Annotated in this window: 17 protein-coding genes; 5 read left to right on the forward strand and 12 right to left on the reverse strand. The window is 51.9% G+C overall.

Annotation, left to right across the window (positions count from 1 at the left end; genetic code table 11):
• From pyk to ACTNCH_RS08240, 4 genes are all read right to left on the reverse strand, one after another.
• Positions 1–1,755, reverse strand: a complete 1,755-nt coding sequence (pyk, locus tag ACTNCH_RS08225) for a pyruvate kinase (protein ID WP_441017770.1) — start codon at positions 1,753–1,755, stop codon at positions 1–3.
• A gap of 124 nt (positions 1,756–1,879) precedes the next feature.
• On the reverse strand, positions 1,880–4,096 hold the full coding sequence (locus ACTNCH_RS08230) for a CotH kinase family protein (RefSeq protein ID WP_441017772.1): 2,217 nt from the start codon (positions 4,094–4,096) through the stop codon (positions 1,880–1,882).
• A gap of 33 nt (positions 4,097–4,129) precedes the next feature.
• Positions 4,130–6,349, reverse strand: a complete 2,220-nt coding sequence (locus ACTNCH_RS08235) for a CotH kinase family protein (RefSeq protein ID WP_441017774.1) — start codon at positions 6,347–6,349, stop codon at positions 4,130–4,132.
• Positions 6,350–6,370: 21 nt separating this feature from the next.
• Positions 6,371–7,642, reverse strand: coding sequence for a diaminopimelate decarboxylase (locus ACTNCH_RS08240; protein WP_441017776.1), 1,272 nt, complete (start codon positions 7,640–7,642; stop codon positions 6,371–6,373).
• Positions 7,643–7,788: 146 nt separating this feature from the next.
• Here ACTNCH_RS08240 and ACTNCH_RS08245 point away from each other — a divergent pair, with 146 nt between their 5' ends.
• The 4 genes from ACTNCH_RS08245 (at position 7,789) to ACTNCH_RS08260 (ending at position 9,911) form a co-directional block, all read left to right on the forward strand.
• The gene (locus ACTNCH_RS08245) at positions 7,789–8,628 is read left to right on the forward strand and encodes a LysR family transcriptional regulator (RefSeq protein WP_441017778.1); all 840 of its coding nucleotides are present in this window, start codon (positions 7,789–7,791) and stop codon (positions 8,626–8,628) included.
• An 81-nt stretch (positions 8,629–8,709) separates the two neighbouring features.
• Positions 8,710–8,907: a spore coat associated protein CotJA gene (locus ACTNCH_RS08250; protein ID WP_441017780.1), complete on the forward strand. Its 198-nt coding sequence runs from the start codon at positions 8,710–8,712 to the stop codon at positions 8,905–8,907.
• Positions 8,904–9,266: a spore coat protein CotJB gene (locus ACTNCH_RS08255; RefSeq protein ID WP_441038333.1), complete on the forward strand. Its 363-nt coding sequence runs from the start codon at positions 8,904–8,906 to the stop codon at positions 9,264–9,266. Before ACTNCH_RS08250 ends, ACTNCH_RS08255 begins: the two co-directional genes overlap by 4 nt.
• An 18-nt stretch (positions 9,267–9,284) precedes the next feature.
• On the forward strand, positions 9,285–9,911 hold the full coding sequence (locus ACTNCH_RS08260) for a manganese catalase family protein (RefSeq protein ID WP_441017784.1): 627 nt from the start codon (positions 9,285–9,287) through the stop codon (positions 9,909–9,911).
• A gap of 57 nt (positions 9,912–9,968) precedes the next feature.
• On the opposite strand, the gene ACTNCH_RS08265 is transcribed toward ACTNCH_RS08260, so the two are convergent.
• The 4 genes from ACTNCH_RS08265 to ACTNCH_RS08280 all read right to left on the reverse strand — a co-directional run bounded on the left by ACTNCH_RS08265 (position 9,969) and on the right by ACTNCH_RS08280 (position 13,163).
• Positions 9,969–11,018 (reverse strand): aldose epimerase family protein, encoded by a 1,050-nt coding sequence (locus ACTNCH_RS08265; protein ID WP_441017786.1) that lies wholly within the window; start codon positions 11,016–11,018, stop codon positions 9,969–9,971.
• Between the two features lie 17 nt (positions 11,019–11,035).
• Entirely contained in the window at positions 11,036–11,824 is a 789-nt protein-coding gene (locus ACTNCH_RS08270; RefSeq protein ID WP_441017788.1) for a formate/nitrite transporter family protein, read from the reverse strand.
• Between the two features lie 99 nt (positions 11,825–11,923).
• Positions 11,924–12,805 carry a hypothetical protein gene (locus ACTNCH_RS08275; RefSeq protein WP_441017790.1) on the reverse strand — a complete coding sequence of 294 codons (882 nt, stop codon included), beginning with the start codon at positions 12,803–12,805 and terminating at the stop codon, positions 11,924–11,926.
• Between the two features lie 130 nt (positions 12,806–12,935).
• Positions 12,936–13,163 carry a LysM peptidoglycan-binding domain-containing protein gene (locus ACTNCH_RS08280; protein WP_441017792.1) on the reverse strand — a complete coding sequence of 76 codons (228 nt, stop codon included), beginning with the start codon at positions 13,161–13,163 and terminating at the stop codon, positions 12,936–12,938.
• A gap of 219 nt (positions 13,164–13,382) precedes the next feature.
• Here ACTNCH_RS08280 and ACTNCH_RS08285 point away from each other — a divergent pair, with 219 nt between their 5' ends.
• Positions 13,383–17,636, forward strand: coding sequence for an acyl-CoA dehydratase activase-related protein (locus ACTNCH_RS08285; RefSeq protein WP_441017794.1), 4,254 nt, complete (start codon positions 13,383–13,385; stop codon positions 17,634–17,636).
• Positions 17,637–17,869: 233 nt separating this feature from the next.
• On the opposite strand, the gene ACTNCH_RS08290 is transcribed toward ACTNCH_RS08285, so the two are convergent.
• From ACTNCH_RS08290 to hisH, 4 genes are read right to left on the reverse strand one after another with little or no spacing between them, the layout of a single operon-like run.
• Positions 17,870–19,504 (reverse strand): hypothetical protein, encoded by a 1,635-nt coding sequence (locus ACTNCH_RS08290; RefSeq protein ID WP_441017796.1) that lies wholly within the window; start codon positions 19,502–19,504, stop codon positions 17,870–17,872.
• A complete protein-coding gene (locus ACTNCH_RS08295; RefSeq protein WP_441017798.1) occupies positions 19,497–20,171 on the reverse strand; it encodes a uracil-DNA glycosylase in 675 nt (224 codons plus the stop codon). Before ACTNCH_RS08295 ends, ACTNCH_RS08290 begins: the two co-directional genes overlap by 8 nt.
• Positions 20,172–20,215: 44 nt before the next feature.
• Positions 20,216–20,977 (reverse strand): imidazole glycerol phosphate synthase subunit HisF, encoded by a 762-nt coding sequence (gene hisF / locus ACTNCH_RS08300; RefSeq protein ID WP_441017800.1) that lies wholly within the window; start codon positions 20,975–20,977, stop codon positions 20,216–20,218.
• Positions 20,978–20,980: 3 nt separating this feature from the next.
• Positions 20,981–21,592, reverse strand: a complete 612-nt coding sequence (gene hisH, locus ACTNCH_RS08305) for an imidazole glycerol phosphate synthase subunit HisH (RefSeq protein ID WP_441017802.1) — start codon at positions 21,590–21,592, stop codon at positions 20,981–20,983.
• Positions 21,593–21,901: the final 309 nt, after the last annotated feature.

The raw sequence follows: 21,901 nt of genomic DNA on the forward strand, positions 1-21,901 counted from the left end.
CTAGCTGTTGCTGGAAACGGTTCCTGTCTCCGCGTCTACCTGCACAACAGCTCCATTCTTCAGTATTTCCGTCGCGTTGACTGCGCCTACAATGACCGGAATATCCAGGGTCAGACCTACGATAGCCGCATGGGAATTACAGCCTCCCTGCTCCGCGATTACCGCCTTGGCGCTCCTGATTTCAGAGAGCATTTCGTTGGTGGTCTCCGGCACTACGATGATATCGCCTGCAACAAAGCTCTTTTTAAGCTCTGCCGCATCGGCTGCCACACAGATGGGGCCGCAGACCTTTTTCTTGGTATAGCCCTTGCCCTTCACCAGGATTTTTCCTGCTACCTGAACCTTGATCAGGTTTGTGGTTCCGGTAACGCCCAGGGGTACGCCTGCAGTCAGAACCGTCAGATCCCCTCTGGATACCAGGCCGGCGTCCTCGGCTGCGGTTACTGCGCTGTTGAACAGTGCCTCCGCGTCCTCCTCCTTGGCAAGAAGCAGCGGCTGTACGCCCCAGTACAGGTTCAGCTGTCTGCATACATAATCGTCCATACAGCAGCCGATGATCATGCAGCCCGGATGGTGCTTGGCTACCATACCTACGGTACGGCCGGACTTGGTTACGGTAATAATAGCCGCTGCCTGCAGGTCTACCGCTGTAGTACAGGTCGCATGGGATACCGCATTGGTAATATCCGTACGATCCTCGATGCTCCGGCGCTTGAACCGGGCGTCATAATCGATATCCGCTTCGGTACGCAGGGCAATCTTCACCATGGTCTTCAGCGCCTCTACCGGATACTGGCCGGAAGCCGTCTCTCCGGACAGCATGATAGCGCTGGTTCCCTGATAGATAGCGTTGGCCACGTCTGTGGTCTCCGCACGGGTCGGACGGGGATTCTTCATCATGGAATCCAGCATCTGGGTTGCGGTGATGATCGGCTTTCCGGACTCAAAGGCCTTACGAATCAGCTTTTTCTGAATGCTCGGCACTTCCTCCAACGGAATCTCCACGCCCATGTCTCCGCGGGCAATCATGACTCCGTCGGCTACCCGCAGGATTTCGTCCACATTTTTAATACCCTGATCATTTTCCACCTTGGCAATGATCTTGATATAATTGCAGTTATTCTCCTCCAGAATCCGGCGGATCTCCAGAATGTCATCGGCGGTTCTGGTGAAGGACGCGGCAATATAATCAAAGCCCTCCTTCACGGCGAAAAGGATATCTTCTTTATCTTTTTTGCTGATAAAGGGCATTTTCAACTCTACGCCGGGCACGTTGATACCTTTTTTATTGGAAATGGTTCCTCCGTTTTCTACGGTACAGATAATCTCCTTCTCGGTCAGCTTTGTAACCTTCAGGCCGATCAGACCGTCGTCGATCAGAATGGAATCTCCTTCTTTTACATCTTTTATCAGATTTTTATAAGTGATGGAGACCATTCCTTCGTTTCCCATCACATCTTCGGTGGTCAGCACGAAGGTCTGTCCCTTCTTCAGCTCTACTTTTCCTTTTTCAAATTCACCGGTCCGGATCTCCGGGCCCTTTGTATCCAGAAGCAGTGCAACAGGCAGTCCCAGCTCCGCGCGGACCTTCTTTACCCGTTCCAGCTTTCCTCTCTGCTCCTCATGGGTTCCATGGGAGAAATTCAGTCTTGCTACGTTCATGCCTGCCAGCATCAGTTCGCGAATCACTTCTTCGGATTCGGAGGCAGGTCCCAGAGTACAGATAATTTTTGTTTTTCTAAGTTGCTTATTCATCTTCTTCTCACTCCATTTTTCTTTTCTTTTCCTACTTATTTACCCGCCCATTATAACACCGAAAAAGAAGCGCCGTCAAGAAACGGCGCTGTAAATTTTATGTATAAAGTTGTAATCTCTTATATCATCTGGAGAAGTACGCGTAATTGGAAATGGCGTTGGTATAATCTCCTTCCACCGTTCCATCCGGATTCACCAGATACGCCCCGTCCCCGCCTACAAGCCGCGCCTGGATACAATTATACTTTCCTTTTCCCCTGAGAACCGAATCCGGTATTTCAAATACTGCTTTTCCGGATTCCAGAGGCTGCATGTAAAACCAGAGGCCGTTGACCTGCAGGGAGATCCCGGTACACTCCGGTACCTCCGTTTCTACGGTAACAACTATATTTTTCCGAACAGAGGACAGATCCACATCCGATATCCAGACCAGACTGGTGTTTGCGTAATATCCCGTAGATTGCCGGAAGCTTTCTATCGACGCGAACTGCTCGTCCAGCCATTCAAACCGCAGACGGATAAATTCCTTCAGCTGCTTTATCCCCTCGTCGAAGGTCTGACCCTTATAGGTTCCCATGCAGCCGCCCCACCGGGCGTCGTTGGCTTTAGCCGCGGGACGTAAGAATTCCGCGTACTGATCAATCTTCCCACCGTCCCGGATCAGTTCCTCCAGCACCGGTTCCCGAATCTCCCGGTATTTTTCCCAGGCCAGCACCAGAAAATACGGATCCCGGATCAGATAGCGGTTCCACTGGACGCTCTGATAATAGGTCTCATAGGTGTAATAATCGTTGGTCGTCTGCCAGTCGTCCCAGATCCAGGTATCCACGTTATTCAGGCTGTTGCCCCAGGCCCAGTCAAAATCCCAGGCCGGCGATAACAGATACTTTCCGTCCACATCCTTGTATACAAAAAGACTGTGTTTCATGCTGTCCCAGTTCATGGTCAGTTCACAGACAAAGAAATTTACCAGCAGGGAATTCTCATCTAAAAGCTCTGTGTAATGACAGCCATCGTATTCTGCCGCGGAAAACTCTCTTTCTCCATAGACCACCTGCTCCCGGGCAAAGGCATGCTCGAAATTGCAGGTGCCCTCCTCTTTGGTTTCATAATGGCTCCCGTCCTCATGATACAGAAAATCCGTACTGTGCAGGGCGTATTCTGCCGCCTGCAGGCTGCTCTGGATATTCTGATACAGGGTCGGGTAAGTCTCCCCTGCCACAGGACTGACAAAATAAAAGGGCATATGGTAGGCCGTTGTCAGCGGCCTCTCTGTTTCCGCGTCATCCATCTCCAGCAGGACTCCGCCGGTGGCCGCCGGAAGCTTTTCATAATCCACATACTGTTCCATGAAAAAGGTATCCGGTATGGTACGGTTATGGGCTGCTCCCCAATCTTTCAAGGCTTCCGAACGGAAGCTCCCGGTTTCCAGCCATTCCAGATTTTCTGTCAGTTCTTCCTCCAGAAGCGCCGTAACTTCCGTCTGCTCATTTTTTTCAATCAGACCCTGGCTTTTTAAGGAAGCCGCTATCTTCCGGGCTGCCTCTGAAGCTGTCTTATCCCAGTCATAGACATTGACCCGTTTTTCTTCCACCCGTACCTGCTCGCTGAGCTGGTAGACGCCATAATATTCTCCATTGTAAATAAGGCTTATCTGTCTGGAATCTATCTCGCAGGGGGCTCCCAGTTCTGCAGCCAGCTCGTTCACCAGCTGGTTCCGGAGCAGCGTGGAGTCAATGGCATTGGCCAGCAGCACCCAGTGACGGCTTTCCTCCATTCCCAGAAGGGAGGCTTTTTTCTCCAGCCGGAGCTTAAAGGGACGCTTGGGAAAGCCTGAGGTACTGTTGCCTCGCAGATGAATGGCTGCAGCTCCCTGATACAGCTCGTTTGCTCCATAGCCCGTTCCGGCAAGCGTCGCCTGCACCTCTGTATTTTCGTCTTTTTTTACCTGTTTATAGTCGGTCTCACTGTCCAGGTACAGCACCGGAAGCACGCTCAGATAACGGGAATCCGTAAATACCGTCCCGTCGTCCAGCGACACCTCTACCCGGATAAACTGCTCCAGATCTTCTTCCTTGGGCGTATAGCTGCAAAGTCTTCCGCTCCGTCCGGCCTCCCGGTCTCCCACGTACCAGACGCAGCTTACAATCTTTTTTTCTCCCAGGCCTCCGGCCTTCAGCCGTATCTTCTTTCCGCAGCTTATATCGTTCCCCAGAATGTGGATCCTGATCTCGCCTTTTGTATGTCCATGCAGGCGGACGCCGCCCCACACAGCCAGCAGGCAGACGGACATCAAAAGCACGGCGCCCCATCTGCAGACGGCTTTTCTTTTCTCCCCCATGTACTCTGTTACCCTTCCTCGTAAAATAACCTCTTACTCTACAGAATAACACAGATAGGCGGAAATTGCATTAACATAATTTTCTTCTTCGGTTCCCTCTGGGTTCTGAAGCCAGTTGCCCTCTGCATCCAGAAGCCGCGCCTGAAGCAGGTTTTCTTCCTCCCGCAGGGCCTCTGCCGGTACAGAAAAACAGGCCTCGCCCTCCTGCAGTGCTTCTGTGACCGTCCAGGTTCCGTTGACCTGCAGGGAGACTGCCGCCGCCTCTGTAAGTCCGGTCGCGGCAGCTGCTTTCACGCTGCCGTCCGATTCTGTTTCTGCCGAAAGCTGCACCTGATCGGAGGTTACGCAAGATCCAATCGACTGCCGAAGATCCTCCAGCGTCTCAAACTGCTTATCCAGCCAGCTTACCCGCTCCCGCATAAAGCGTTTCAGTTCCCGGACGCCTTCTTCGAAAAGCTGTCCCTCATAGGTGCCCATGCTGCCGCCCCACCGGGCGTCATTGGCCTCGGCTGCGGGGCGGATGCTTTCCACGTACTGATCCAGCTTTCCGCCGTCCCGGATGAGTTCCTTAAGTTCCGTCTCCCGGATGCTTCTGTATTTTTCCCTCGCCAGCATCAGAAAATACGGATCCCGCACCAGATACCGGTTCCACTGAACGGTCTGGCTGTAGGACTCGTTGGCAAAATAATCGCTGGTGGTCTGCCATATATCGGTCAGAAAGGTATCCTGGGTATACATGCTGTTTCCCCAGCCCCAGTCGTAGTCCCAGGCCGGGGACAGATACCAGAGCCCTTCGATATCCTTATAGAGGTAGACGCTGTTTTTCATGGCGTCCCAGTTGACTGTAAACTCGCACAAAAGGAAATTATTTACAAGAGAGTCCATGTCGATGATCTGGGAATAATGCTTTCCGTCCAGCAGCGGCTCCTGAAAATCCGCCTCCTCATACTGTACTTCCACCCGGGCAAACTGATCCCCGTAATCACACCAGCCCTCGTCGGTGGTCCGGTAATGGGGCGAATCCTTATGATAAATAAAATCCGTCTCATGAAGGGCGTATTCCAGAGACTGTATGCCTGTCTGCACGTAGGTATACAGGGACTCGCAGGTCTTTCCCGACGCCGGGCTTACAAAGTGCAGCGGCTGCAGGTAAGCCGTCAGCATAGCGTTCCGCTCATCTCGCAGGTCCATTTCCAGCAGAACCCCTCCGGTCCGCTCCGGAAGCGCTTTCCATTCCGGAAAATCCGTCAATCCGATTTCCGTCGGAAAATCGGTTCCGTTTTCTTCATTCCAGGCTTCCAGAGATTCGGATTGAAATACTCCGGTATCCAGCCAGGACAGATCTGTCTCCAATTCGTTCTGAATCGCCTGGCTGAAGATGGCCTGATAGGGACATGCCTCTTCATTTTCCTCCGCCAGACGGGTAACGATAGCGTCGGCAAAAAGCTCCGCCTGTTTCTCCCAGTCATAGACAGCCACCCGGTTCTCTGCCACGCGGATCTGCTCGCAGAGCTGATACACGCCGCAGTATTCCCCATTGTAAATCAGGGTCACCTGACGGGAATCCATATAGCATTCTGCCCCCAGATCCCGGGAAAGCTCATAGGCCAGCTGATTTCGAAGAAGCGTCGCGTCAATGGCATTGGCCAGCAGCACCCAGTGTCTGCTTTTTCCCATGCCCAGAAGCCCGGCCTTTTCCTCCAGCTTTAGCTTAAAGGGACGTTTGGAAAGCTCTGCTGTACTGTTGCCCCTCAGATGGATCCGGGCTCCGCCCCGGTACAATTCTTTGACACTGTAACCTTCTGCCTCCAGACGCATGGAAACGGTACTTTCCTCTTCCTTTGTCACTGCGTCATAGGCTGTATCACCGTCCAGGTAAAGCACCGGCAGAACGCTGAAATAGCGGGACGCCTCATAGCTTTCCCCGCTTTTCAGAAGAACCCGGACCCGGATCATCTGCTCCTGATCCGCTTCCGTAGGTGTATAATTGCAAAAATGTTCCGCGCTGATTCTTTCTTCCTCTCCCACGTACCAGCTACAGCGTGCCACCTCCCATGTTCGGATCATGGTCTGATCCCACTGAATGGTCTGTCCTGCCGCAATATAAGGGGCTGTGATGGCAATGCTTCTGTCATTTTCCCGGCTGTATAAGTTCCAGAATATCAGCATCAGGATACCGGTCACCGCCAGCAGCGCTGCGTAACGGAGCATACGAAAGGGCGATCGCAGCCATTTTCCGGTCCGAATCTCCATAGTAACCTCCGACCCTTTCCTTTATCTGGTCAGATTTTTGATGATATCAAAGCAGTCAAAAGTGGCAAAATAATCCTTCGGCGTCTCCGCGCGGCGGATAAGCTTCGCTGTACCGTCTTCCTTTAAAAGAAGCTCGGCGGATTTCAGCTTGCCGTTGTAATTATAACCCATGGCAAAGCCGTGAGCTCCCGTATCGTGAATCACCAACAGATCGCCCTTATCTACCTTCGGCAGCGGACGGTCGATGGCAAATTTATCATTATTTTCACACAGGGATCCGGTTACATCGTAGATGTGGTCGCAGGGCTCCTGTTCCTTTCCCATGACAGTAATGTGATGGTAAGCGCCGTACATAGCCGGGCGCATCAGATTTACCGCGCAGGCGTCTACGCCGATATATTCCTTATAGGTATGCTTCTCATGAATCGCCTTGGTTACCAGGCAGCCATAGGGACCCATCATAAAGCGGCCCAGCTCTGTATAGATGGCCACATCGCCCATACCGGCCGGAACCATTACCTCCTCGTATACTCTGCGGACGCCCTCTCCGATAACCCGGATATCATTGGGCTCCTGATCCGGACGGTACGGAATTCCGATACCACCGGACAGATTGATGAAACGGATATCCGCGCCGGTCTCCTTCTTCAGCCGCACGGCCAGCTCGAAAAGCACCTTCGCCAGCATCGGATAATATTCATTGGTTACGGTATTGCTTGCCAGGAAAGCATGAATACCGAAGTGCTTTGCTCCCTTCTGCTGCAGCACGCGATAGGCGTCAAAAAGCTGCTCCTCGGTCATACCATACTTGGCGTCGCCCGGATTGTCCATGATATCGTTGCTGATCTGGAAGATTCCGCCCGGGTTGAAACGACAGCTGATGGTTTCCGGAATATAGCCGATAGTCTTCTCCAGAAAATCGATATGGGTATAATCGTCCAGATTGATGATTGCGCCGATTTTTGCCGCATATTCAAATTCCTCCGCCGGCGTGTCGTTGGAGGAAAACATAATATCCTCTCCCTTTACGCCAAGCTCGTTGGCCAGCATCAGTTCTGTCATCGAGGAGCAGTCACAGCCGCAGCCATACTCCCGGAGAATATTGATCAGAAACGGATTCGGCGTAGCCTTTACCGCAAAATACTCCTTGTATCCTTTATTCCAGGAAAATGCTTCCTTCAAAGCCTTTGCGTTTTCACGGATTCCCTTTTCGTCATAAAGGTGAAAGGGAGTAGGATAAGTTTTGGTGATCTCCTGTAATTGTTCCAGTGTTACAAACGGTTCTTTTTTCATTGGTGACGCTCCTTTTATCTTACTTTTATTGTGAAATCTGTATGGTTTTCCATGTTATTCTTGACTATTATAACCTTATTCCGTATCATTTGTATATCAAATAATATTGATTATTATAATTCGTTTTTTCGATTATAGGAGGTATTATGGACACCCAGAATCTCAAAACCTTTCTGACCCTGGCCGGTGTGAAGAATTTCACCCGGACCGCGGAGCTTCTCTACATCGCCCAGTCTACGGTGACAAACCGGATCGCGGAGCTGGAACGGGAGGTGGGAAAACCGCTTTTTATCCGGAACAAGAAAAATATTTCCCTGACTCGGGAGGGCCTGATTTTCCAGGACTACGCAAGACGTATCCTGGATCTGGAGGAGCGCTCTATTCTGGAGCTGAACTCCCCTGCCTTTTCCCGGACGGCGCTCCGTATCGGCACCACCAATACCATTTATGAATGCTATCTGGCTCCGGCCCTGCTCCGGCTTCTCAGCGAGGATAACGGCTACGCCATCAATCTGACCATCAGTCATTCGGTCAGCCTCCTGAAGGATCTGCAGGACGGCCTTCTGGATTTGGCGTTCACCTACCAGCCCTTACAGAAATCCGGCTTCTGTTGCCGCCTTTTCCAGACCGAAGAGCTGCTCCTGGTGGCCTCTCCCTCTAACCCCCGCTGCCGGGACGCTGTTCGGAAGGAGGATCTGCCCTCCCTCAATTATCTGTTCTGTAATTTTGCCCTTCAGGAGGTCGGCCAGTTTATCCGGGAGCTGTTCCCCCCTTTTTACCAGTTTCCTTTTGAAATCGACAACAGCACCAAGCTGACCGACTATCTTCTCGCCGGAATCGGTTGCAGCTTTCTCCCCACCGGGCTGGTGAAGCCCCTGGTAGAGCGGGGTGATTTATGCGTCCTGCAGCTATTGGATTTCGAAGCCCCACGGATCAACTGCTATGAATGCTTTCCGGAGGGAAGGGAGCCTGTGAAGCTGGTGTGACAGCTGTTTTTTTTCGCTCCGCACATTCCTTCTGCTTTTTTCATAAGATATCTGGAATAGTTTTATAGGAAGGAAGCTGTGATGGCTGATTACAGAAATCAGAATTCCATGCGCTGCTCCTGTATGCGGGATCCCATGCGCGGTTTTGCGCTAGCTATCGCTTACATCCCCTGGCAGCACTGGGATCAGACCTATGAGCTGGATAAAGCTCTTCAATGGGGAACCATATTTCCCGAACTGAACAAACCATTTTCCGGAAAGCGGGGTGGATGCAGATGATGGTAAGAACCAATTGCCCACAGCCAAGAACAAACGCTGCCTGCCAGCCCGCTCCCGCCGCGCCCATGCCGGGCCCCGGACCCGTCCGGCCGGAACCTGGCTGTTCCTTAAGCGGTCTCTCCAGGGAACAGCTACTTTGCCGCATTGCCACCACGGGTTTTGCCTGTATCGACGCCAATCTCTACCTGGATACCCATCCGGAGGACAGCGAAGCGATCGCTTACTTTGAGAAAAATAACCAAAGCTATCAGGAAGCTCTCCATGCGTACGCCAGGACCTACGGCCCTTTGACCCTGTCCCATGCCTATCATCCGAAGGATTACTGGAACTGGGTGGATCAGCCGTGGCCGTGGCAATAGAAGGGAGGGAATCGGCATATGTTTAGCTATGAAAAACGACTGGAATATCCCATTCACATTAAAGAAACCAACCCGAAGCTGGCGAAGGCGATTATAAGTCAGTATGGAGGCCCCAACGGGGAACTCGGTGCTTCCATGCGCTATCTGTCCCAGCGGTACACCATGCCTTATAAGGAATGCTCCGCTCTTCTGACGGATATTGGTACGGAGGAATTATCCCACTTCGAAATGATTGCCACCATCGTTCATCAGCTGACCCGGAATATGTCCATGGAGGATCTGAAGGCTTCCGGCTTCGAAGATTATTATGTGGATCACACGCTGGCACTCTGGCCCCAGGCTGCCTCCGGTACGCCCTTTACAGCAGCTATGTTCCAATCTGTAGGCGATCCGATTACCGATTTGACGGAGGATCTGGCTGCGGAAGAAAAGGCCCGCACTACCTATGACAACATCCTGCGTCTCTGCGTAGATTCCCCGGATGTAACGGACGCCATCCGCTTCCTGCGCGCCAGAGAGGTGGTACACTTCCAGCGCTTCGGCGAGGCGCTCCGCCTGGTGCAGGATAAACTGAATTCCAGAAACTTCTACGCCTTCAATCCCGAATTTGATACGGGAAGCGCAGGCTGCGGCTGCGGATCCTGATCTGAAAATGCTGTGGGCAAAAACCCACAGCATTTTCTGCGTTTCTTTTATTTATTTTTATTTCTCAACTAAAAACTTATACCCTGTCTTCGTCCGGTAAAGCTCTCCCGCCTTTACGATAGGGCTTTTGAAATTCTCATGGTGACAAGCGTCCGGGAAGTACTGGGATTCAAAGCAGACTGCGCTTCGTCTTGTCAGCGTGCGTCCGCCCTTTCCGCCCTTCTCATTCTCCAGGAAATTGGCTGCGTACAGCTGGATACCCGGCGCGTCTGTGAAAACCTCCATACGGATTCCGCTTTCTTCCGAAACCAGGCTGCCACATAACGCGTACGTTCCTTCATTCTTCAGCACATAATTGTGGTCATAGCCGCCGGCCAGCTTTAAGGGCTCATAGTCTGCGTCAATCCGCTCCCCAATGGTGTGCGCTGTCCTAAAATCCATGGGCGTACCCTCTACGCTCCGAATCTCACCGGTGGGAATCAGACCCACATCCCCGGGCGTAAAGGCATCGGCATCCAGCCACACCTTCTGCTCCAGTACAGAATCCGATTCCTGTCCATCCAGGTTAAAATAAGAATGATTGGTCAGATTGAAAATGGTATCCTTATCTGCCTTGCCTTCATAAGCGAGCTGCAGCTCATTGTCATCCGTCAAAGTGTAGGATACAGTAATGTCCGCATTGCCCGGATATCCCTGATCCCCGTCGGGACTGTGAAGAGAAAATTCCACCTTATTGTCATCGACAATCATGGCCTTCCACATCCGGGTAAAATACATATCCGGACCGCTGTGCAGGTTATTCTCTCCGCTATTCTTTGCCAGCACATAGTCCTGACCGTCAATGGTAATGACTGCTCCGCCAATCCGGTTGGCGTTCCGGCCCACAACAGCTCCCAGATCCGGGCCGTTTACCTCATATCCCTCTACGCTGTCATAGCCCCAGACTACGTCCCGGAGCGCGCCGCTCCTGTCCGGCACATGAAGCTCTGCGAGAACTGCGCCCAGATTCAGGACTACAGCCTGCATGCCCTTTTCATTTTCCAGTATGTATCTCTTTACCTGCTGTCCGTCCCTGGTTGTTCCCCATGTTTCTACCCGAATACTCATGCTTTTGCTCCTTTATTTCAGTCCTTTTTTGCTCCCTTTAAATACAGGTACCAGTATACCACGCCGATAGCCGCTCCGCCAATCAGGTTGCCCAGTGTAACCGGGAGCAGGTTCTTCGCCCAGGCCGCGCCCAGATTCACTGCCGCGTTTCCAAGACCATACACGGAATTGCTGAAGATTCCCACCATCAGATAGTACATATTGGCGATACTGTGCTCAAAGCCGCCCAGAACGAAAATCATAATCGGGAAATAAAGTCCCGCCATCTTGCTGGCTACAGTCTTGCCTGCAAAGGACATCCAGACAGCCAGACATACCATCATGTTGCAGACGATACCACGGAATACCGCGTCCCCAAAGCTTAAGGCTACCTTGCCTGCTGCCACGGACATCACCACATCCAGAAGTCCCTTGTCCAGCAGCGACGGGCTGTGGCCAAAGGCCACCAGGAATGCCAGAATGGTAGATCCCACGTAATTTCCGAGATATACGCATACCCAGTTCTTCAATACGCCGGTAAACTTTACCTCTCCCTCCAGAAGCGGAATGACCAGCAGACAGTTGCCTGTGAAAAGCTCGCTTCCCGCAATCAGTACAAGCGCCAGTCCTGCCGGGAACATACAGGCTCCCACCAGCTTGCCGACAGCTCCTCCGATGCTTGCGGTAGCCATCTCATAGGCAATCGCGCCGATTCCGATGAAGATTCCGGCCATAATACCGAGAATAAACAACTTCAAGGGTGCTGTATTTACCTTTCCTTTTCCGATTCCTACATAATTTTTTGCGATTTCTACAGGTGTGTTCATGTAAAACCCTCCTTTTTTATTCGTTAAAATTATAACGTTCCAATAAGGCCATGACCATCATACAAGGTGTAGGAAAGAGCTGTCCCCAATCAGCCCTTTTTATTTCACATGCTCATGGGTAAACAGGTGATCCTGACAGTACTCATAATTTCCATTACACTTGGAGCAATACCGGAATACCAGATCATCCCCATCCTTCTCCGTCCGTCCGCAAACCGCGCATTTGTGGACAGTGGCCTTCTTCGCCCCCTGCTGCACGCTCCGGGCATATGCCTGTCTCCGGTGTACCTCCTTCGGCGTATAACGGCGCACGCCTTTCATACCCAGGAAGAAAATCAGGAAATTACCCAGGGATACCAGCGCCATGACCGCGTAAGCCGGATGGGCAATGATACCTGCCTGATACAGGGAGAGAATCATCGTCTGCGACAGGTAGGGGGCTGCGAAGCCCGCCACTATCGTCACGCCAAAATATACCGCATTGAGAATTCCCAGCCATTTCGCCTTGATCGGAATAAGGAAGAACAGCAGAAACTGCATATTGGGATAGGTTGCAGCAAAGGCAAAAAATAAGGAATAATTCAGATAATAAGTACCAAACATGGGCCCGATATTCACGCCGAATACGTAGCAGCTTAAAAAGGCCGCCACCACATGCAGCAGCATACCGGTCAGCAGATACAGATTAAACCGGAAAGCGCCCCACTGATATTCCAGCACCTTTCCGATGGAATAATACAGGTACATGCTGATCAGGAAGAAAAACAGTCCGGTGGAAGGCGGATAAATGATAAAGGTTACGATTCTCCAGATCTGTCCCCGCAGAATTGCCGTCGGATCCAGAGACAGGTATCCAAGATAAAATTCCGGCGCCATCAGATTGATCACATAGCCCAGCCCGTACAGCATAATCACATAGTACATCAGGTTGTGGATGGCATAGCGCCCGAATTTTTTCTCCAGCTTGTCTATCCAGTTCATAAAATAAGTCGTCCTTTCCTATAAATAAAAATAGCGTGATATAATATTTCCGGGCCGCAAAAACAAACTTTCCTGCGCATCCCGGAAACATTTTCAGATGATTTTATTATAGGCGCGGCACCCCGGTTTGTCAACCGGCGCCACCGGTCTTTCCCTCTCCCCCTTCTTCCTCCGGGGGTACCTGCCGCGGACGCCGCCGAAGGGGAATACACACCTCGTCCCCCACCTGCAGGTTGTAGACATTGATGTATGGATTGGCGTAAAGAAGCGCCCACAGAGGCACCCGGTAACGGCGGCTTAAGGCATAGAGCGTATCCCCTTTTTCGACCGTATGCAGAAATCCCATGCATTTTCCCATAAAATCCGGTTCCTTTTCTTCCTATTTATATACATTTACTGTATGCAATCTGGAAAATCCTGTTACCTCTGCGCCTTTTTGTTAAACTTTCCATAAATTGTTTATATTTTTTTTATTTGATTTCAAAAATTTTGTGTCGTATAATGTACGTTAGTGTCAAAGAAACCTTTTGCTGTCATTTAGAAAAGGAGGGGGGCGGAGTATTTCGCCTGTATTTTTATGAATCATTTATCTAACTACACACTGGGAATCGATATCGGTTCCACGACTGTAAAAGTTGCAATATTAAACGAGAAGCACAAGCTTCTCTTCTCTGATTATGAGCGTCATTTTGCCAATATTCAGGAGACTCTGGCTTCACTTCTTGAAAAAGCAGAGGGACAGCTTGGCGATCTGACCGTCTATCCGGCCATCACCGGCTCCGGCGGACTGACCCTGGCGAACCATCTGGGCGTACCCTTTATTCAGGAGGTTGTAGCGGTAGCGACAGCCTTGGAGGAGACCGCTCCCCAGACGGATGTAGCCATTGAGCTGGGCGGCGAGGACGCGAAAATCATTTATTTTGAAGGCGGCAATGTGGAGCAGCGTATGAACGGCATCTGTGCCGGCGGTACCGGCTCTTTTATCGACCAGATGGCTTCCCTGCTTCAGACAGACGCCACCGGCCTCAACGAATACGCCAAAAACTACCATTCACTCTATACCATTGCGGCCCGCTGCGGCGTTTTTGCCAAATCCGACATCCAGCCGCTGATCAACGACGGCGCAACCAAGGAGGATCTGGCCGCATCCATTTTCCAGGCAGTGGTCAATCAGACCATCAGCGGTCTGGCCTGCGGTAAACCCATCCGGGGACATGTGGCGTTCCTGGGCGGTCCGCTCCATTTCCTGTCTGAGCTGAAGGCTGCCTTTATCCGGACTCTGAATCTGGACGACGAGCACATCATTGCTCCGGACAATTCCCATCTGTTTGCCGCTATGGGTTCTGCCTTAAGCTGCGATCAGAAGGCCTCTGCTTCCTTAAGCGAAATGAAGGAGCGCCTGAAGGCCCATATTCAGCTGGATTTCGAGGTGGCCCGTATGGAGCCGCTCTTTGCCAATGAGCATGAATACGCCAAATTTCAGGAGCGTCACAGCCGCCATGAGGTTATGCGGGGAGATTTCCAGGCATACGAGGGCAACTGCTTCCTGGGAATCGACGCCGGAAGCACCACCACCAAGGCTGCCCTGGTAGGCGAGGACGGAGCTCTGCTCTATTCCTTTTACAGCAGCAACAACGGCAATCCGCTGGCAACCACCATCCGTGCCATCAAGGACATCTACCGTTTTCTTCCGAAAACCGCACGGATCGCGCGCTCCTGCTCCACCGGCTATGGCGAAGCCCTGATTAAGGCCGCCCTGATGCTGGACGAGGGCGAGGTGGAGACGGTTTCCCATTATTACGCGGCAGAATTCTTTGATCCAAAAGTAGACTGCATTCTGGATATCGGCGGTCAGGATATGAAATGTATCCGCATCAAAAACCATACCGTAGACAGCGTACAGCTCAACGAGGCCTGCTCCTCCGGCTGCGGCTCCTTTATCGAGACCTTTGCCAAATCTCTGAATTATACGGTAGAAGATTTCGCCAAGGCGGCTCTGTTTGCCAAGCACCCCATTGATCTGGGAACCCGCTGTACGGTATTCATGAATTCCAAGGTTAAGCAGGCCCAGAAGGAGGGTGCGGAGGTAGCCGATATCTCCGCCGGACTTGCCTATTCCGTAATCAAAAACGCATTGTTCAAGGTAATCAAGGTCTCTGACGCTTCTGCCCTGGGCAAAAATATCGTCGTACAGGGCGGTACTTTCTACAATGACGCCGTTCTTCGAAGCTTCGAAAAAATCGCCGGCTGCGAGGCAGTCCGTCCGGATATTGCCGGAATCATGGGAGCCTTCGGCGCAGCCCTGATCGCAAGGGAGCGCTACCAGGACGGCATGGCGACCACCATGCTCTCCATTAATGACATCAACAACCTGGAGTTTTCCACCTCCATGACCAAATGCAACGGCTGTACCAACCACTGCCGTCTGACCATCAATAAATTTTCCGGCGGCCGCCGCTATATCTCCGGCAACCGCTGCGAACGGGGCATCGGAAAAGAAAAGAATAAGGAACATATTCCGAACCTGTACGAATACAAGAATCAGCGTCTCTTTGATTATGAGCCGCTTACGGAGGAGAACGCCACCCGCGGTACCGTAGGTATCCCCCGTGTGCTGAACTTTTATGAGAACTATCCCTTCTGGTTTACCTTCTTTACGGAGTTAAAATACCGGGTAGTCCTCTCCCCCTCTTCCACCCACAAGCTTTACGAAATGGGAATTGAGTCCATTCCCAGCGAATCCGAGTGCTATCCGGCCAAGTTGGCCCACGGACACGTAACCTGGCTTATCCGCCAGGGGCTGAAATTTATTTTCTACCCCTGCGTTCCCTATGAACGGACTGAGTTCCCGGATGCGGGCAACCACTACAACTGCCCCATCGTAACCTCCTATGCGGAAAATATCAAAAACAATATCGACGAGCTGTCCGGCAGCGACATCGATTTCTTCAACCCCTTCCTCTCCTTTGAGAGCGAGCAGATCCTGGAAAACGGATTAGTGGAAGAATTTTCCAAGCATTGCGACATTCCCGCTGAAGAAATCCGCGTAGCTGCCCGGAAAGCCTGGGGCGAGCTGGTACATACCCGCGAGGATATTATGCGCAAGGGCGAGGAGACGCTGGAATATATGCAGAAGACCGGACGCCGGGGCATCGTGCTGGCCGGCCGTCCCTACCATGTGGATCCGGAGATCAACCACGGAATTCCGGAAATGATCAACTCCTATGGCCTGGCTGTCCTGACCGAGGACTCCATCAGCCATCTCCATCCGGTGGAGCGTCCTCTGTTCGTTATGGATCAGTGGATGTACCATTCCCGGATGTACGCGGCTGCCAGCTTCGTAAAGACCCGGGATGATCTGGATCTGATTCAGCTGAATTCCTTCGGCTGCGGTCTGGACGCCGTTACCACCGATGAGGTCAGCGATATTCTGACCAAGTCCGGCAAGATTTACACCTGCCTGAAGATCGACGAAGTCAACAACCTGGGAGCTGCCCGTATCCGGATCCGTTCCCTCATCGCCGCTATCCGTGTGCGTGAAAAGAAGGGCGACTGCAGAAGCATCGTTTCCTCCTCCTATGACCGCGTGATCTTTACGGAGGAAATGCGGAAGACCTATACGATTCTGTGTCCCCAGATGTCGCCCATTCACTTTGACGTCATTGAGCCAGCCTTCCGCTCTGCAGGCTACAAGCTGGAGGTTCTTCCGGATTCCGACCGGGCGGCCATTGACATGGGACTCAAATACGTCAACAACGACGCCTGCTACCCCTCTCTGGTGGTAGTCGGACAGATTATGACGGCTGTCCTGTCCGGAAAATACGACACCAATAAGCTGGCTGTCATCATTAGCCAGACCGGCGGCGGCTGCCGCGCCACCAACTACATTTCCTTTATCCGGCGCGCCCTGGCCAAGGCCGGACAGGAACAGATTCCGGTGGTTTCCCTGAACTTAAGCGGCCTGGAAGCCAACCCCGGCTTTAAGATTACGCCGGGACTGGCCATGAAGGGACTTTATGGTCTGGTATTCGGCGATATCTTCATGCGGGTTCTGTACCGGATGCGTCCTTATGAAAAGGAAGCCGGAAGCGCAGATCGGCTCCATGCAAAATGGCTGAAGATCTGCCAGGATTTTGTATCCCAAAAGCATGTAAGTCACCGACGCTTTGTTCAGATCTGTCAGGGTATCATCAAAGACTTTGACCGTCTGCCCATCGATGAGAATCTTCGGAAGCCCCGGGTCGGCGTAGTCGGCGAGATCCTGGTTAAGTTTTCACCCTCTGCCAACAACCATCTGGTGGAGCTTCTGGAAAGCGAGGGCGCGGAGGCTGTGGTTCCGGATCTGATGGACTTTTTGCTCTACTGCTTTAAAAATAGTGAGTTCAAGGCTGATCATCTGGGCAAGAAACGTTCCAGCGCCCATATCGCCCGGATAGGTATCCAGACGATGGAATGGCTCCGGAAGCCCGCTGCCAAGGCCCTGAAGGCCAGCGTCCACTTTAACGCACCCGGCAACATTGATGAAATGGCAAAGATGGCCTCCGATATCGTCTCTGTAGGCAATCAGACCGGCGAAGGCTGGTTCCTGACTGCGGAAATGCTGGAGCTGATTCATGAGGACGTTCCGAATATCGTATGTACCCAGCCCTTCGGCTGCCTGCCGAACCATGTGGTTGGCAAGGGCGTTATCAAAGAGCTGCGGCGGCGCTATCCCACCTCCAATGTGGTAGCTATCGACTACGATCCCGGCGCCAGCGAGGTCAACCAGCTGAACCGTCTGAAGCTGATGCTGTCTACGGCGAATAAGCATCTGAAGACAGAACAGAAATAAATCCTTTCAAACACAAAACACCCGCAGGAAGCTGTGTTATTCACAGATTTCCTGCGGGTGTTTCTTTTACTCTATAGGAGGCACTGTGTTACATTAAAATGTGAAAGTTATGATTCCTATAGAGCAAAAAGCCCCTCCGGGGGATCGCACTGCGGCAGAATAGAATAATGTCGCTTACGCGACCCGCCGCAGGCGGAGAATCCTGCTTCGCAGGATTCTTTCTTATCATTCTTTTATTCTGATTCTTCGCCGGTTCTGCTAAACAGCAGCAGACACAGCGGCACAAAAATCACGCTGTCGAAATGGAAGAACCGGTAGGTCGGTCCGCACAGTAACAGCATGGTTCCGTAGCTGTAAGCCAGAATCGGCAGAGTCAGGGTCATAGCCTTCCAGCCCTTTCCCTTCCGTGCAAATACAAACAGGGTACACAGAATCAACAGCAGCAGATGGGTTCCATTATAGGAAAACATCGTGTCCATGGGACTATCCAGCACCCACTGGTCAAAATCATTTAAAACCGTCCGCAGTCCTTCCCGTTCTGCCACATAACCGAAATTCCATTCATTTTCCTGAATCTGATATTCCAGATCCGCATGCCATTCCTCGCTTCCCCGGATATCCCAGACCATCCGGGTGACCTGATAAAGGGCCTGCAGGGACAAGCCCGGCGCGTTTTTTACCGTCTCTGCCGTGAACTTCAGAAATTCTCCCGGATCTGTCTCTTTGATTACCGCGTTTGCATTGGTTACAAACTTGAAGCTGTTGTAATTTCCCAGTTCGTAGATCTTCCAGCGCTTCTCCGGTCCGATTTCTCCCAGAAATTCTGCCGCCTCCGGGCTCAGGCTCTCCGGCGCCGTCTCATGGATATTGCAGAGGACGGTCATCGGAACGCCTACGGTTTCCACATAAGTCTGATCCGGACGGCTGGCTCCCACCAGATCGTAGACCGGATGCTCGATAAGCCACATACCGGCCAGCATCAGCACCAGTGAAACCGCCGCTTCCCGGCGAAGCTCCCGGAAGCACAGCAACAGCAGAAACAGCAGCGGAATGGTGTACAAAATTCCATTGTGCCGCACCAGAGAAACGGAAATCAAAACCAGGATAAAAACTGCCAGGTTCCTCTTCTTTTTAAGCCAGGCTCCGTTGGTCTTCCATATCTGAATCAGATAGACCGTAAACAGTACCATAAAAACGGTCAGGGCACTGTCCTTCCACATAAACAGCAAAATCCGGTGGGTCTGCGGATTGGCTGCCAGGAAAAATTCCGTTAAAATCAGTCCCCACACCGGGAACCGCCATTTTGCCATGGTATACAACAGATACCCGCAGGCCAGGCTGTACAGCAGAAGCTGCATAAAGACCGCAAAGCCGTAATGATTCACAAGCTTTGAGAAAGCCGCGATGATCAGTGTGTGAAAGACCGGATGCCAGGTATCGTACTGATGGTTTTGGATCTGCCACCACTGATCCAGATTATCCCAGTCAAAGGAGCCGGGAAAATAGGCGTAAAAATACACCATCATCCAGGCAAATACCACGCCAAAGCCCAGCACCGCCCAGAAGATCCGCCGCTTCCGCTCCTTCCCCGGATCGGACAGGGAAGTCTCTGTGAGGCTCCTGCCGGAACACCGGTACACGCCCCACTGGAGCCCCAGATATACCGGAACCAGCATGAGAAGCGCAGCCAGAAGCTTCACCTTCCAATATCTGGTATCCATGGGAACCTCCGCCATCATCTGCGGAATCAGCCACAATAAAAATACGATATAACAGGTAACCAGTCCTGTCAGAAGCTCCAGCATAATCCGCATGCCCTTCTTCTGCTCTGCATACCAGGCCCTGGCCAGTTTTATCTGCCTACACATTTTCTATCTGCCAGTCTATGGGTTCTAACCCATTTTTTACCAGAAATTCATTGGTCTGACTAAAAGGACTGCTTCCGAAAAATCCCCGGTATGCAGAAAGAGGACTCGGATGCGGCGCCTTCAGAATCAGATGCTTCGGATTGTTCAGCATCTGGGCCTTCTTCTGGGCCGGACTTCCCCAGAGAATAAAGACCAGAGGGCGATCCTGCTCATTCAGGATACGGATAGCCGCGTCCGTAAACTGCTCCCAGCCCATACCCCGGTGGGAATTGGCCTGATGGGCCCGGACAGTCAGTACCGTGTTCAACATCAGTACGCCCTGCTTCGCCCATTTGGTCAGGTAGCCGTTGTTGGGGATATAGCATCCCAGGTCGTCGTGCAGCTCCTGATAGATATTCACCAGCGACGGCGGAATAGCCACATCCGGCTTCACAGAGAAGCACAGCCCGTGGGCCTGTCCGTCATTGTGATAGGGATCCTGTCCCAGGATCACCACCTTTACCTCATGGAGAGGCGTCAGATGAAAGGCGTTGAAAATGTCGTCCGCAGGCGGAAAAATCTGCCGTGTGGCGTATTCATTTTTTACGAATTTGAATAATTCCGCATAATAAGGCTTGGAAAATTCCGGTTTCAGCGGCTCCAGCCAGTCATTTTGAATCATAGACATGATTATTTATCTCCTGTAAAAATTTGTATCCTTCCTGCTGTCCCTTATAGGCGGACAGATACGCCGCGTCCCCGCAGATATTCCTTCAGCTCTCTGATTTCCAGCTCCTTATAATGGAACAGGGAGGCTGCCAGTACCGCGTCTGCCTTTCCCTCTGTCAGGGCGTCGTAAAAATGTTCTTTCGTGCCTGCGCCGCCGGATGCAATCACCGGAATGGACACATTTTCCGCAACGGTGCGGGTCAGCTCCAGATCATAGCCATTCTTTGTCCCGTCGCAGTCCATGCTGGTCAGAAGAATTTCACCGGCTCCCAGCCGATCGGCCTTCATGGCCCATTCCACCGCGTCGATTCCCATATCTACACGGCCGCCATTTTTATAGATATTCCAGCCGCTGCCATCCGGACGCCGTCTGGCGTCAATCGCCACTACCACACACTGACTGCCGAACTTGTCTGCCGCTTCGCTGATAAGCTCCGGCCGCATAATGGCCGCGCTGTTCACAGATATCTTATCTGCCCCTTCCCGCAGCAGCACCTTAAAATCCTCTACGGTACGGATTCCGCCGCCTACCGTAAAGGGAATAAAAACCTTCTCCGCCACCCGGCGCACCATATCCACAACCGTACCCCTCGCGTCAGAAGAAGCCGTAATATCTAAGAATACCAGCTCGTCCGCCCCGGCCGCGTCGTAGGCAGCCGCAATCTCCACCGGATCGCCGGCGTCTCTTAAGTTTACAAAATTCACGCCCTTCACCACGCGTCCCGCGTGTACATCCAGGCAGGGGATCACTCGTTTGGTAAACATTGCCTAACCCTCCAGCTTCGCAAAGTTTTCAAGAATCTTAAGTCCCACCTGGCTGCTCTTTTCCGGATGGAACTGACAGGCAAAGATATTTCCCTGTTCCACGGATGCATCGATGGTCACGCCATATTCTGTCGCAGCCTTCACAATCTCCGGATTCTCTGCCTTCAGATAATAGGAGTGAACGAAATACACGTAGGCTCCCTCCGGCAGTCCCTCAAATAAACGCCCGCCATTTTGTAAATGCAGGGAATTCCAGCCGATATGGGGGACCTTCCGGCCTTCCCCGTCCGGAATCCGCAGAATCTCTCCCTTCAGAATTCCCAGTCCCTCTACGCCGGGAGCCTCTGCGCTTCGCTCAAACAGAAGCTGCAGCCCCAGGCAGATGCCTAAGAATGGTTTTCCCCTCTCTGCCAGCTCCTGAATCACCGGAACCAGTCCATAGCTTTTCAGCTTTTCCATAGCGTCCCCGAAATTGCCGACACCCGGAAGAATTACTTTATCCGCATGAAGCAATGCTTCTCTCTCACGGGTTATCAGCACCTCTTCCCCCAGGGAAAGGAGAGCCTTTTCCACGCTCTTCAGATTGCCCGCGTCATAGTCGATTATCGCTATCATTAATTGTCATCTCCTATCGTTGCCGCTGTTACTGTAATTAAATTCTTGGCTATTACACAAAGCGCCTCGAATGTGTACCGTTAAATAATATCACACTTGAGACGCCTTGTCGACTTTTATCTAATCCATAAAAAAAGAGCTATACATCTCTGCATAACTCTTTGCTTGTATCTTCAAAACTATATACTGTATATCTTCTTAGACATTTTCTATCCTATGACGCTTCGCGTTCCGCTTTCGCTTCACACTCTTGGTCAAGCCCTCGACCTATTAGTAACAGTCAGCTCCATGTGTTACCACACTTCCACC

The sequence above is a fragment of the Candidatus Merdisoma sp. HCP28S3_D10 genome (assembly GCF_052065835.1).
Taxonomy (GTDB): domain Bacteria; phylum Bacillota; class Clostridia; order Lachnospirales; family Lachnospiraceae; genus Laedolimicola.

Excerpts from the sequence above, each read along its gene's own strand:
- ACTNCH_RS08265 (WP_441017786.1), bottom strand. The coding sequence starts at position 11,018 with ATGAGTATTCGGGTAGAAACATGGGGAACAACCAGGGACGGACAGCAG.
- ACTNCH_RS08295 (WP_441017798.1), bottom strand. The coding sequence starts at position 20,171 with ATGTCTATGATTCAAAATGACTGGCTGGAGCCGCTGAAACCGGAATTT.
- ACTNCH_RS08275 (WP_441017790.1), bottom strand. The coding sequence starts at position 12,805 with ATGAACTGGATAGACAAGCTGGAGAAAAAATTCGGGCGCTATGCCATC.
- ACTNCH_RS08290 (WP_441017796.1), bottom strand. The coding sequence starts at position 19,504 with ATGTGTAGGCAGATAAAACTGGCCAGGGCCTGGTATGCAGAGCAGAAG.
- ACTNCH_RS08245 (WP_441017778.1), top strand. The coding sequence starts at position 7,789 with ATGGACACCCAGAATCTCAAAACCTTTCTGACCCTGGCCGGTGTGAAG.
- ACTNCH_RS08285 (WP_441017794.1), top strand. The coding sequence starts at position 13,383 with ATGAATCATTTATCTAACTACACACTGGGAATCGATATCGGTTCCACG.
- ACTNCH_RS08270 (WP_441017788.1), bottom strand. The coding sequence starts at position 11,824 with ATGAACACACCTGTAGAAATCGCAAAAAATTATGTAGGAATCGGAAAA.
- ACTNCH_RS08250 (WP_441017780.1), top strand. The coding sequence starts at position 8,710 with ATGGCTGATTACAGAAATCAGAATTCCATGCGCTGCTCCTGTATGCGG.
- ACTNCH_RS08240 (WP_441017776.1), bottom strand. The coding sequence starts at position 7,642 with ATGAAAAAAGAACCGTTTGTAACACTGGAACAATTACAGGAGATCACC.
- ACTNCH_RS08230 (WP_441017772.1), bottom strand. The coding sequence starts at position 4,096 with ATGGGGGAGAAAAGAAAAGCCGTCTGCAGATGGGGCGCCGTGCTTTTG.
- ACTNCH_RS08280 (WP_441017792.1), bottom strand. The coding sequence starts at position 13,163 with ATGGGAAAATGCATGGGATTTCTGCATACGGTCGAAAAAGGGGATACG.
- hisF (WP_441017800.1), bottom strand. The coding sequence starts at position 20,977 with ATGTTTACCAAACGAGTGATCCCCTGCCTGGATGTACACGCGGGACGC.
- ACTNCH_RS08235 (WP_441017774.1), bottom strand. The coding sequence starts at position 6,349 with ATGGAGATTCGGACCGGAAAATGGCTGCGATCGCCCTTTCGTATGCTC.
- ACTNCH_RS08260 (WP_441017784.1), top strand. The coding sequence starts at position 9,285 with ATGTTTAGCTATGAAAAACGACTGGAATATCCCATTCACATTAAAGAA.
- hisH (WP_441017802.1), bottom strand. The coding sequence starts at position 21,592 with ATGATAGCGATAATCGACTATGACGCGGGCAATCTGAAGAGCGTGGAA.
- pyk (WP_441017770.1), bottom strand. The coding sequence starts at position 1,755 with ATGAATAAGCAACTTAGAAAAACAAAAATTATCTGTACTCTGGGACCT.
- ACTNCH_RS08255 (WP_441038333.1), top strand. The coding sequence starts at position 8,904 with ATGATGGTAAGAACCAATTGCCCACAGCCAAGAACAAACGCTGCCTGC.